Origin of the sequence: Nitrospira sp., assembly GCA_029194675.1 — a bacterium.
GTDB lineage: Bacteria > Nitrospirota > Nitrospiria > Nitrospirales > Nitrospiraceae > Nitrospira_D.
In genome coordinates, this window is the sequence record JARFXP010000003.1 from 635,989 (window position 1) to 648,794 (window position 12,806).

The following is a 12,806-nucleotide window of genomic DNA, read 5'->3' on the forward strand; positions in this document are numbered from 1 at the left end:
AACCTCCTCATACATTTGTCGTTGCCGGATCTGTTCCTTTCGGAAGAACCAACGTAATATCGTCCGGCACCACGTCGGCATCGACCAATTCGTGAGAGCGAATTTCAACGGCACTCAAATCCCCGGCTTCATTGTATTGCAACCTGTCCCGATCACCGACACCGACGATGAATTCGTCGAGCGCTTTCTTCGTATTGGGATCGACGGTTTTGGTCACGAAATCGATACCCGGCAAGGTGTCGAGCAACTCGTAGATGTCGGAAACATAGACGTTTCGACCGAACGGCCACCCCTGTCCATCACGACCTCCGGACAAAGGATGCATAAATTGCCTGAGACTCTTGACGGCCTGGTCCCGTCCGACATCCTCATAGACATTGAGCTGTTGTCGGCTTGCCTGTGAATCCACCTCTTTTCTGACTGTGTAGGATCGTAAGGTCATGCCGTCCGTGATCAGCCACCGGCTCTGCGCCGTTTTGACCGAGATGGTTGTCTGTGAGGATAACGTCATCCCCACCGCATCGAAACGGCTCCTCAACTCACCGGACACGGTTCGGTCATCCAAATCCGCCTGAACGGCGGATGGAAGGCTGAATCGAAATCGATCTTCGATCGCATCCGGCGTAAGCACCAGTGTCAGCCGCACACGAACCGTCACATAGGTCGGTCCGACGACATGAACGCGGGTCGTCAATAATCGGCGTGGCTCCAGATCGGCCGCCACCTTCTGCATCAACTCGCGCGTCGGCTGTGGTGTGTTTTCCTGACCGGCCGGAACGATCACGACGCTGACATGACCCGGCTCATCGATCTCACCGGCACGAGCATTGCCCGATTCCAGATTGCGCCGAGACAGACATCGTGTTCGCACAATCGTGGCATCGGCCTTCAATGCCGATCGCTCAAAATCCTCGCGCGTCACGGCGCGATTGGACTCACGAAAGGCCGACACCGTCTCTCGGACTGCATCGGCCATCTTCGTTTTGAAGAGCGGATCCGTCTGGTCCGGCGCCTCCCAGCTTGGACCGTTCAGCAACCTCAAAAAGGCCAGCCTATTGGCATCTGTCACGCGGTTCACCCGATACAACAGCATCTCGGTAATGGACGCGAACAGCTCGATCAGCGTGATACCGGGATCCGACGGATTATGGTTGGTCCATTCCGGCGCGTATGTCGGAATCAACCTTCGCGCTTCTTCAACCAGATCGGTGTACGTCCGGTCATCGAGATTGGGGAGTTGTATCGGCATGGTGGCTCCACCTGTTCTTCATCACGCCTCTTCAGAAATCAACGCAATCTGATGCAGGCCCGAATAAACTAAGAATCGCCCGGTTGCGGTAACCGCTTGCAGGTCCACATCCGGCAAATCGGCGACGAGTTTCAGCGTCAATGATCGAACATGATCCACGCCGGAGATCGTTCCGAGTGCGGCATAGATATCCGATTTGCTTGGTTCACGACCAAATGCCCACCCATTCCCTTCCTGGCCTCCGACCAGAGGATGCAAAAATGCGGCAAGCCGATCTTGCGCAGCCTGCTCGACACGACGTGCTCCTTCCAAGGAAACGAGAGCAATTTCCACGGTAATATTGACCTTCACATAGAGTGGCCCGACCACTGCCACTGTTGCCGTCGGTACACTGTACCTCTCCAGATAGCTCTGAACGCGAGTCATGAGTTCCAGGCTCGGCAGAGGTTTCCCTTCACTCGAACGCGGCACGATCACGACACTGACCGCTCCAGGCGTTCTAGGTTTCGTATCGAGCGGATCATCGATCAGATCACGCAACGGCACACATTTGGCTCTGGCGACATCGGGAGACGCCAGAACGGCTAAATCTTCATAATCTTCCAGTGTCACGGCCCGCCCACGATGACGGATTGCACGTGGAGCGCGATTCAGGAGGTCTGCCGGAAGTTCAGCTTCAGCTCCCCCAAATGAGGCGTCGAGATTCGTCACCTTATCGACATAGGGAATCGTCGTGTTGAGTTGAACGATCGTGTCGGCCGACTTATTGCCTGCTATGCCGCCGCCGGTTTGATACCGCGCCATTCTGATATTCCCGATGCCGGTCGGAGGACCCAGTCCATTGACTCCATTGCCGAAACGAATTTCTCCAGTCGAGTGGTTCATCACATAATGCCGATCCCGCGGACCCGAACCGTAGAAATCGGGCACTTCATGCCAACGCACCCAAATCTCTTCTGGACGTCCGGTCGGATCGAGCAACACAGAAACGGCGTCCGCTCCCTCTTCCCGTTCAAGAGTCGCTCGCTCTGCGGCAGTCGCCATCTCCAGTTCACGTACTTCCAGCCGTTGACCGGCCAACACCGGAGAGTGTGCCGTCGAAAACCGCTGATTCTCATCCGCGTTTCCAGACCCAAGGATTTCATTGGTCACAGATATCAGTTGCGACGCCATCGCGGTATTGAGAACGACCTGCCGTATTTTCGGCACGAATCGATAGTCACCGGACTCCCACTGCGCACGAAGCCAGTACCGCTCGACTCCAAAAGCTGATCCCGATACAAGCCCTGCCGGAGGTAAGAACTCCACCAATCCCGGTCTCGTCAAATCTTGTGTTTCATCGCGCACGCTGATTGTTTGCCAACCGTGTCCATCCTTCATTTGCCACACCAGACGCGGTGACGACGCCGGAGAAGGGTTATCCAGCTTCGCCCCATAGATCACTTCACGAATTCGGACGTACAGGCTTATCGTATTATGAGGGAACGTTGCGCGGGATGGAGGAAGAGTCAATCCGAAGTACAATGTCGGATACGAGTCTTGCGCCGGTCGAAACGGAGCAAACGTCCTACCCGTGACATCCTCATACGAGAAATCATTGTATGTCACCACGGCACTCAGCGGAGTTGCTGCCGTCGTCAAGCTATACCCCACCGTCAATCGGCCGATCGATGGCGGAGCGAATGTTGCTGGAATGAGCTTGTACCCCTTCTCGGGGTGAGCCGGATCGATCAGTTCGAAGTGAGCATCGATACCGTAGTTACCCGATGTCAGTCGCACACGTAACCAGTAGCTCTCGACTCCCTGGACCGTCATCGGCATGACCGTCGTCGGCAACGTCAGCACGACAGTGCCGGATTGAGTGAAGGCGCGTGTCGTATCGGAAAACGTGGTCGCTCTTGTCTCACTGCCTGCGGTAGCCGTTCCTATCCCAAACCAGGTGTTGCCGTCCCAGCATTCCCACGCCAACTTCGGATTTCCATCGGTCCTCGGGGCCGGAATCCCAGATGTCGGATCCGTCAAGGTGATGGTCAGCGTGACCTTCGCGCCGGCCTGCGAGAAGGCATCTTTGCCGGCTATATACCATGCATCGCTGAACCTCGGCTTTTCTCCGAATGGATAGAAATCCTTGGTGGTATCCACCGGAGCCGCATCGGCAAAGGCGTGATCCACGGCCAGTCCGTCTTTCCCGACTGTGGTCTGCATCGTAATCGACTTCACTTGCGGCAACTGATCGGCGCGCACCGTCCCGCTTTGGGCTTGCCCTGCCGGCGAAATGGGCGTCGCTAATCGACACCGTATCCATCGACTGGTCCTTTTCCCTACGGCCTGCCTAGAGAGGGAAGACAACCCTGTCGTAAACACAATCTCGCCGCTTTTTGTCAGATCGGCCGTCCCATCGTTAGGCAATAGAGGAATTCCTGCCGCCCCGTCCCAGCTTTCCCACATGATCTTTCGTGGATCCGGGTTCTCGATGGGCTGATCCAGCACGATGCTGAGTGTCACACTCTTCAAATTGGAAACGCCTAACACCGCATCCTGCCCCAAATATGTGAGATGCTCGATCGGACGACTTCCTCGAAACGCCGGTACGCCGACGTCCACAGAGGCAGAACTGAGTCCGCTGAAATCATCGTACCGGTCGTACGCCGGTTCGCAGACGAAGATGGAGGTTAACTGCGCCGCTGTCACCACCAGTTCCCGCTCCGTCTCAAACACGACAGGTTCTTGTTTCCCTTCAGCCGGAGGAGCCGAGACCTGGGTCCCTTGAGGGACCACCCCGTCTACGACACTCCCTTGAGCTAATGAGAACGTAAGCGGCACCTGAGCTGATTGCGGAGGAGTCAACGACGCGCCAAGCAAATCCAGGAACGCAAGGAGATTTTTCTCCGGCACCTTATTGAGTCGCTGAAGGATAATTTCCGAAAATCGCCCGACGATGCCGACCAACGCTGCGCCGACACCTTTGGCCAGATCCGCCTCCGGATAGCCGGCCGTGTAGGTCTTCACTAACTCGCGCACCTGCACCACGATGTGCGATGTCGTACGGTGATCGATGAGAGGGGCCTGGCCCGACATCAGACCGCACTCCTTTCTAGATAGAACGGATAAACCAAATTGAACGCGTTATTCGTCGCGCGAACCTGATAGTCGACACTGATCAGCAGGACCTCTCCACCGTCATCCGGCGCTACATGTACCTCCACCACATCGATGCGGGGTTCGAACACCAACAGCGCATCGCGTACGGCTTGCGCCGCACTGCCCGCTGTTGCGGCGCTATTGATGTCAAAGACCAAATCATAAATGCCACATCCGAAGTCCGGACGCATGACCCGCTCGCCTTTCGCGGTTCCCAATATGATCCACACAGATTGCCGAACGCTTTCCTCATAGGCCGCAAGCGTGAACGATCCCTGTTCATCCACTGAAACCGGATACCCTATCCCGATACCCAGCAGCGGCCTGGACATGCTTTTCCCTCCTTTCATCCGATCAACACCGTGCCGACGGCAATGACCTTACCAACCGGCATATCCGCGGGATCGTTGCATGTCATCGCCATATCACCGTTCCGCGCAACCATTTTGCCGTTGATCCTCACCGTTGGACTTCCAAGCTTGATGGTCGCCCTGTTCGCCGGTGGGTTTTGAAATGCGGTGCCCGGCGGTGTTGGAACATGAGACGGTGTATTATCCGCCGTGCTGTCAATGGTGGCGGCCGGCTGGCCCATGATGTTGACATCGCTGCTGAGATTGCCGTTGATGATACCCGTAAATGGATGGGGCAGCGGCGTGGGCACAGGAGGACCCGTCGGCGCCGGAACCATGACGATATGAATATCGACCGCAACAATCCGGTCGTTTTTTTTGGCCGCAGGTTGTCCCATTGCTCAATTAATGTTCACGACTTGTCCTTTGATGTTCATCGTCGCACCGGCCTTCACATCCATCCCCGCTCCGGCTTCGATCTTGGTGTCAGCTGAGGATTTGATCTCTATCTGCCGGGCGTTCAACTTGATGCTTCCCTTGGACGCCGACAGGACGATATCTTTATCCGCCGTGATCGTAATTGTATTCTCGGCTGTATCGAAGACCACCGAATTGTTCCCGCTCTTATCCACAATTTCTATTTTTTCTTTGCCGTCCTCATCGGTCAGTCGGATGACGTGACCGCTGCGCGACTTGATGACACGAACATTGTTTTTCCCGTCGCCGTTTTCAGCCGGCGGCGCGTCTCTCCCGTTCCAGAGTGCACCGACTACATAGGGGAACCGTGCATCGCCCTGCTCGAAGGCGACGAGCACTTCATCATTCACTTCCGGGAGAAAATATATCCCCCGCTCGCTCCCTGCCATGGGAACCGCCATGCGCGCCCAATAGCCTTCCTCTTCATCGCTCAGCCATGGAAACTTGAGTTTCACCCGGCCCATTTTGTCGGGATCTTGATTGTTGGTCACAATTCCCACTACGACGCCGGTTGTTTTTGACGTCACAGCTTTTGGTCCCTCTCTATCACTGAGAAGGTCGTACAAATTCATACCGCATTCCTTCGAACCGTAAAGCGGGTGGTATACCCGCTTTCTCCACACCGATGACTGACTGCCGTGACATAATATTGCCCGCTGAACTGTTTCCCCAAACCGCCGAGCGTAATCACCTTCCCGGCCCGCAAGTCGGTCCGCCCCTGGCACACACCTTCTCCGGTAATAAATCCCAAGACCGATGCATTGATAGCGGCCTTGGCGACTGCATCCGCCTCCGCTTGTGTCATCACAGGACTATCAGTCGTTATCCCTATTGCGGCGCCGAATGCCCGTTTCGCCACCGCAGCCCCACTCCTCGATCCGCCCATTTTGGTCGTGACATTCGCTTCTCGTCCCACGCCGACCAACGCTTGTTTCTGTTTAGGATCCCAGCCCCGGACGGTCGTTTGATCGACCTGTCCGATCGAAGACAACCGTGAGGAAAATTCCATCAAATCATCTTTCAGCGTCAGCGTGAGAACACTCCCTTCCGCATTGGCGACAGGAAGGAAATTCAGCGTCTTGTCGTCGATTGTGAGGCCGTACTGGATCCGTCCGGCTCGCTCGATCAAAAATTCCATATCGGTTTGATTCGCCTGGAACACATAATCATATTGCACTCGGCTGTCCTTCGTGTTCGCTGAAAGGCCCGTTTCCTGTGCGATTTTTTTGGCAATGGCGCTATCCGTCTGCTTCAGGAACGTGCGGGACTTCCGACCGCGTTGGAGACGATGCCGACGATCGTATCCCCGCACCGTCATCTTCGGCAATGTAGACCAGGTGCACTCCACCTCTATTCCCGTGATTTCACCCTTCATGACAGAGGCCAGATCCGCTCCATACCCAAGCTTGATTTCTACCTCATTCCCGACGGCAAATTGTTGTTGATCGAGGATCAACTCCCCGGACGCCGCATCTGAGTTGAGGATTTCCATGGCAAACATGCCGGGGAGATCTACAGTGTCATCGACGGTGATGCTGACAAGCTCCACTTCAGGAGCCAGTGCTTGCCCATTCGTAAAAACCTTCACCGCCGGAACGGGCAGCCCTGAACCTGCCATTTGTTACCCCCCACTCCGTAAAGCTGCCTTCAATTCGTACCTGGAATGGACAACCGACGACCGATTTCAAGCCGTCGTGGATCATCCAGAGAATTGGCGTCTGCAATTCTCCGCCACATCCTAGGATCGCCGTACATCTCCGCCGCAATACTGCTCAATGTATCGCCTCGTTTGACCAACCTTGTCGTGAAGTCGGGATCAGTCTCCTGCTTATCTTTTTTCGGGTCTTTGTATTCCTTGAAAATCACGGACAATTCCGCCCGAACCGGAACCCCCTCGTTCGTAAACAACTTGAAAGTCTGTGACAACTGGGTGATCACTCCGATAAACGGGAAATCAGAATTATGTGGTGGAGCGCCTCCCCACAAGACCATGACCGCAGGAGGACGGTCTCGTTTGCGCTCGATTTGAGTCAAGGCGACCATTTTGTTCGTTTCTTGACGGACATCCCTGATCAGTTTTCCCCCTAAAGCCGATGGATCGGTGACATCATAAAAAAGATTCAGCGTGAGGACACGATTGTCGCCGCCACCGAATGTCAACGGTGGCGCATTCAAAGCTCTATCTGCAGACCCGTTCCATGTCACGGACTTAGAAATCGAATAGGTGTTGGGATTGAACAACACATGGAAAGCCCGGCTTTCAACCGGATGCCCATCTTTGTCCAACGGAGCAATTTTGATTTTTTCTAACGCCATCCATCCACTCCTCGTCGTTCACGCTCGGCAATCAGTTGACGAGCAATCACGCGACTCACCCTTTCGGCTAGGGCGCCGATGTCAACCTTCGCCTCCTGCGGACTCGTCGCAGACTGCTGTGCCGTGTGAGCTTGCGTGACGAGGTTCGGCACCGCTTCAGCCGGTCTGGCTTCACGATCCTGGCGCTGCATGACCCGGCGACTGAGATCGCGCAATGCCTCTTCTACGTTCTCTATCGAGCGTGCCCGCGTCTTCCACACCATCAGATTTACGTTCGCTTCTTCGGAAGAAGGAGACACACGAGAATATTGCCCGTTCGTTTGCATACGGCTCGACAGCCACGGCATCTGTTCAACTTGTCTTCCCACTCGCTCGGTCATGACGAACGGACCGGCACGTGGAGGCGACAATGACCCTGGCCCACCACGCTTCCCATGATGAGTGAGAGGAGACGCCAGACCGGCGTCTCCTCGCGGCGCATCGAACATGTTTTGAAGCGGATTCGCTTTCCGAAGAACCAACTTCTCTTCTGTGCCGGCTGATCCGGCATCAGAAGGAGACAGTGCCGCCGCTCGTATTTTGGATGACTCGCGCGACCGAACGGGACTCTGTTGGTGAGTCACCGGTTGAAGTGCCCCGCTCTGTCCTCCTCTCACTGATCCGACCGACACGTCTGCCTTCTCTTCGGCGCGATGAACCGAATGGCTCGCTCGTGGCATCTCCTCGTTGGTTTTGGCGCTCAGTTTCGGAGCCCCGCTTGCTGATGAAGGAGCGGCACCACGATGCGGCCGCCGACTGACCCGGAACAATTCTGCAGAAGAGGAAGGGAGCGGTTCACCGGTGACAGCGCCCGAGGGCGACGAAAAAGATGATGCGGTTAAACGTGGCAAACCGGTCACAGGAGGTGGTGCGATACGTTGTTCCTCATTTCCATCTCCATCCACCCCGGGCATTCTCAACACGAACCCGTTGGATTCGAAGGGGATACCGTCGCTGTTTCGACAGCGGGCCATCACCGGCTCCAGAAGGGGGAACCGTTTGCTCAGCCAGGCGACCGTGCGCGCATAGATTTCCTCTGGATGCCGCACGTCAACCACACCGATCGGGTGTGTTCTCCGCCGAATCAAACGCACTGCGAGAAGAGAAGGCTGATCTCCCCTCCGATCCATCTTATTCGCTCCGATATGTATTGCATCCTGCGGCTCATCCATGCCGACAGAGTTCCTTTACAACAGTTTGGCCGTTGCAGCGCCGATGCCTGCGGCCAGCGCAGCCAAGGCCGGCCGACTCAGACCGCGATGAACGAGTTCAACACTTTCGAATGCCACTTCTGCAGAACCCGCACGGAAATCGGGGCCCGTCCATTTCACGGGGAAGGCATCGGTAAAATTCCACCAGATCACGGGAATGGCTTGCTTATCCAGAAGATAGATCGTCCCGTTTCTGCGTTCGACCTGTCCCTTCGCCACATCCTGATGCCAACTCCAAAGCCCGAACAGTTGCGTCAATCCATGTTTGAGAATCAAAGACGGATATTTGGTCGGGCCGGCAAAACGGTGCTCATACTCATTTAAGCCGCCTTCCCGATAAGGAGTCGTTTCAGTCTCTACTTGTAACCCGCTGCATTCGGAAAAACTGCCGACCAGAATCCCTTCCACTTCGACAAGAAAATTGTGCGACTGGTATGGATCGAGACGCACTCCCAATAGATTGCTTGCCAGACCGGCGGCGGCATTGATTCCGAAGGATGGCATGGGTCTGTTTTCTCCTCTTCCACCTTATCTTGGGGATGTTTCATTATCCCCTCAGTGTTTCCCCTTGTTCGTTGAGCCGTTGATTGATTTTGGCGATTTCTGCCACCCATCGCCGGCGTTCGAGATGATCGAACCCGACAATCTGCTCATGCGGCCAGTGAAAATGATACGAAATATACGCTACCTCCTCGTATAGCCGCTCTAAGGGGTAGCGCCAGATTCCCCCACAGTACTCAGCTCCACGGAAAACTGCTGTTCACAGTGCGGACATTGAGTGCGGACGTGGCTGTGACCGTTTTCATTGATTCGCCGATAGAGATCCTGCAAATATGCCAAATCGGCGGCAAACAACCCTTCCATCATTTTTGGATTGATATGGTCGAGCGTCCCGAGCCTGGTCACCACCCGAGAAAGGAGGATGATCAACAAATACCCCGGATTCGCATGCACTCGTGGGTCTTTCAATGGAATAATTTCGTCGTACGCTGTGGCCAGACGCATCACGCCTTCTTTATGCATTCCTCCGGCGGCGTCCACATAGCCAACCGGTAATGTGAATGGAAATTCAGTCTGTACCATAGCGTCCTACGCTTTCTTCAGCTCCTCATGAGTGATTTCCAAGGTTTCAACAGCCACCGCTGTCCCGGTCGCATTCAACGATGGACCGGTCCATTTTGACGGCCATCCTCCCAAAAAGTTCCAACGAACCTTCTCGACGCCGGCTTCGTTCAGGAGAATGATCGATCCGTTCTTTCGTTCCGTCTTGCCGTCGATAACGGTCTTGCGCCATTTCCACAGCTCATCGGAGTCTGTGATCCCACGTTTGAGCGTGAGGGCAGTATACTTATTCAGTCCGCTCAACTTTCGCACATGATTAGGATCGGTACCTTCGCGATAATCGACGGGGTCCGTGCTGGAATCCAGGCCACCACACTCCTGAAAGCCCGCTTGGGTAATCCCATCGATCTCGACCATAAAATTAAAGTCGCGATAGGGATCTGTTCTTGCTCCTGTTGCCATAAGCACCCTCCTTATCCGGTTGATTGCGGTTGCCGGCCGCCGCTACGTAAGCTCTATATCTCTCGGGACCTCTCTGCTCCCAAGACGATGAATAATCCGCAAGACAACAAACTCAGCGGGAGACCGCGGAGCCAATCCCATTTCTGTGACGACCATTCCCGCTTCACGAACATCGGGTGGGTTGGTTTCCTCATCACATTTGATATAAAAGGCTTCTTCCACCGTTTGTCCTCGAAGCCCACCGGCACGCCATAAACCGACCAAATAAGTTCTGAGCTCCCGCCCTATCCGTACCCACAAACGCCGGTCGTTGGTTTCAAACGTGGCCCATGTCATATTCTGATCGATCCAGCGACGCACGGTGAGAATCAGCCTGCGCACGTTGATATACCGCCAATTGGGATCCCGGCTGAGTGTACGTGCACCCCAGACACGAATTCCTCGTCCGGGAAATGCCCGCATGACATTGATGCCTTCTGGATTGAGTTCATCTTGCATGCGATTGTCCACAGAAATTTCTACATCCAGCACACCCAATATTTCCTCGTTCGCCGGCGCCTTAAACACCCCGACTTTGGCATCAGTCTGTGCCACAATGCCTGCAACGTGACCACAAGGAGGCACAAATCGTCCATTCGATGCTTTGAGCCAGGGATAATACAAAGCCCCGTTGATCGGCTCTGCCTGCCCCAATCCAAGAGTGTGCCGTTGGACGAGTACCCCGACTTCCGTCGCATCATCCTGTAACGCATCCAACAGTGCCAGTCGGTTGCCATGCGTCGCGCAGTGGATCAACGCGTCGGATTGAACCCGCATCACGGCCTGTGCGTCCAGCCGGGCATTCGGCCGTTGCAAGAGCATGGCATCAGGCACTGCGACGAGATCGAGATCATTCAACGGTGCTAACGCCTTGATTGCATCCTTCAACGACCCCTCCCGATCTTTTTTCAGATCGAGGTCCGCGAGCACCACATAACAACGAAGGCCTCCGTTTTGAAAGAACCCCGACACGGCATCAGCTAAATAGCTGCCGGCTCGGCCATCAGGCTGCGTGACGAATTCAGCCTGGCGGTGGATGGAGAAGGGAACATTGGTGGTGATTCCCTTCTTCACCCGCGCATCCGCAAAACCGACAAACCCCGGGACACCGGTCGGCAGTTTCGCTTCCGGCTTGAGAAAGACCTCTTCCCGATAGACCCCAGGACTTTGATAGAGCGATGCCATCCGGGATTCCGCCTTACTTGCCTTGAGCCGCCGCCTGGCTGATGCGGAAAATCACAAACTCCGCCGGACGGACAATGGCCACACCGATTTCCGTCACCACTTGACCCAGTTCACGCAGCTCGGCGGGATTGGTCTCCGCATCGCATTTGACATAAAATGCTTGCTCCGGTGTCGTTCCGAACAGTGCCCCTGAACGCCAAACATTCGTCAAAAAGGCTGAGACATTCCGGATGATTTTCTGCCAGACCGCAGGGGTGTTCGGCTCAAACACAACCCATTGCGTCCCCTCACCAATAGACTTTCGCAGGAACAACAAGGTTCGCCGCACACTGATATACTTAAGGTCCGCATTCGCGTCTCCGCCGACCGTTCGCCCTCCCCATACCAAAATGTTGTCGTTGAGCGAGCGAATGCAATTGACGCCTTTGGGATTCAGCCCATCTTGATCGGCCTTGCTCAATGGCTGTGTGACGTTGAGTGCACCGAGAATGGGCTCATTGGCCGGTGTTTTGTGGACACCACGTTGCGTATCCACACGCGCATAGATACCCGCCAAATGCCCGCTGGGCGGAACTGCCAAGGTTCCATCCTCATTAGGCTTCTGCAATTTGGTGGCAGGATCGAACGCCTGAATCCAGGGGAAATACCAGGCTGCAAAATCGGTTTTCTTGGGCATCAGGCCGGCATCAGCCGCTGTCTTCGTCAACTTCGTTAAATCATCGGTGCTCGACGGGCCGTCGAGAATGGCAAACCGATCGGCTGTTTGGAAACAGTGTGAGGCGATCTTGTCGCGTAAGGCATCGTCGGTTATACCGGGAGCAGCTACAAGCGCAATTTCATCAATTGCCGAAAAAGCTCGCAGCGCATCATCCAGCTCCGCGCTATCCTTGATCCGCGCGACAAAACAGCGGCTTCCCCCATTGTTGAAAAACCCGTACACCGCGTGCGCCAAACGCCGGTGTCCCTCGTCAATCGCAGGACTTGGATCGGCGGTCTTGGGACCAGCTGAATCACCCACCAGACCGCCGAACGCTTGTGTGAACTGCGTCCAGTTGGCAATCAGCTTCGGCATCTTGCTCAACGTCGGCAAAGAGAAGTCGACGAACTTGGTGGCGGGCGCTTCGTCTTCGGCGACGAGATGAATCTTGTCCGGCACGATCCCGATAAAACCGGCTGTACTAGTGCTCACACCGGCGATCGCCTTAATGGCCGACGGCACTTCTTCAACATACACACCTGGTGAGAGATAGCTTGGCATAGGTCGTCCTCCTTGTA

The 12,806-nt window shown here is 55.3% G+C and carries 13 protein-coding genes; all 13 read right to left on the bottom strand.

Going from position 1 to position 12,806, the window contains the following annotated elements; genetic code table 11:
- Nucleotides 1-7: 7 nt before the first annotated feature.
- On the bottom strand, nt 8-1,249 hold the full coding sequence (locus tag P0120_17910) for a baseplate J/gp47 family protein (protein ID MDF0676188.1): 1,242 nt from the start codon (nt 1,247-1,249) through the stop codon (nt 8-10).
- 21 nt (nt 1,250-1,270) lie between these two features.
- Complete coding sequence (locus P0120_17915) at nt 1,271-4,327, bottom strand: putative baseplate assembly protein (protein MDF0676189.1); 3,057 nt, start codon at nt 4,325-4,327, stop codon at nt 1,271-1,273.
- Entirely contained in the window at nt 4,327-4,722 is a 396-nt protein-coding gene (locus tag P0120_17920) for a GPW/gp25 family protein (GenBank protein ID MDF0676190.1), read from the bottom strand. Before P0120_17920 ends, P0120_17915 begins: the two co-directional genes overlap by 1 nt.
- A gap of 14 nt (nt 4,723-4,736) precedes the next feature.
- The gene (locus P0120_17925; protein ID MDF0676191.1) at nt 4,737-5,138 is read right to left on the bottom strand and encodes a PAAR domain-containing protein; all 402 of its coding nucleotides are present in this window, start codon (nt 5,136-5,138) and stop codon (nt 4,737-4,739) included.
- Nucleotides 5,139-5,141: 3 nt separating this feature from the next.
- Entirely contained in the window at nt 5,142-5,789 is a 648-nt protein-coding gene (locus P0120_17930; protein MDF0676192.1) for a phage baseplate assembly protein V, read from the bottom strand.
- Entirely contained in the window at nt 5,786-6,835 is a 1,050-nt protein-coding gene (locus tag P0120_17935; protein MDF0676193.1) for a contractile injection system protein, VgrG/Pvc8 family, read from the bottom strand. The genes P0120_17930 and P0120_17935 overlap by 4 nt, the downstream gene beginning before the upstream one ends.
- 29 nt (nt 6,836-6,864) lie before the next feature.
- On the bottom strand, nt 6,865-7,533 hold the full coding sequence (locus tag P0120_17940; protein MDF0676194.1) for a LysM peptidoglycan-binding domain-containing protein: 669 nt from the start codon (nt 7,531-7,533) through the stop codon (nt 6,865-6,867).
- A complete protein-coding gene (locus P0120_17945; protein ID MDF0676195.1) occupies nt 7,524-8,702 on the bottom strand; it encodes a hypothetical protein in 1,179 nt (392 codons plus the stop codon). Before P0120_17945 ends, P0120_17940 begins: the two co-directional genes overlap by 10 nt.
- A 57-nt stretch (nt 8,703-8,759) precedes the next feature.
- Nucleotides 8,760-9,287, bottom strand: coding sequence for a phage tail protein (locus P0120_17950; protein ID MDF0676196.1), 528 nt, complete (start codon nt 9,285-9,287; stop codon nt 8,760-8,762).
- 201 nt (nt 9,288-9,488) lie between these two features.
- Nucleotides 9,489-9,866, bottom strand: a complete 378-nt coding sequence (locus P0120_17955) for a hypothetical protein (GenBank protein MDF0676197.1) — start codon at nt 9,864-9,866, stop codon at nt 9,489-9,491.
- Between the two features lie 6 nt (nt 9,867-9,872).
- Nucleotides 9,873-10,307, bottom strand: coding sequence for a phage tail protein (locus tag P0120_17960; protein MDF0676198.1), 435 nt, complete (start codon nt 10,305-10,307; stop codon nt 9,873-9,875).
- A gap of 42 nt (nt 10,308-10,349) precedes the next feature.
- Nucleotides 10,350-11,531, bottom strand: a complete 1,182-nt coding sequence (locus P0120_17965; GenBank protein MDF0676199.1) for a phage tail sheath subtilisin-like domain-containing protein — start codon at nt 11,529-11,531, stop codon at nt 10,350-10,352.
- Between the two features lie 13 nt (nt 11,532-11,544).
- On the bottom strand, nt 11,545-12,789 hold the full coding sequence (locus P0120_17970; protein ID MDF0676200.1) for a phage tail sheath subtilisin-like domain-containing protein: 1,245 nt from the start codon (nt 12,787-12,789) through the stop codon (nt 11,545-11,547).
- Nucleotides 12,790-12,806 lie beyond the last annotated feature (17 nt).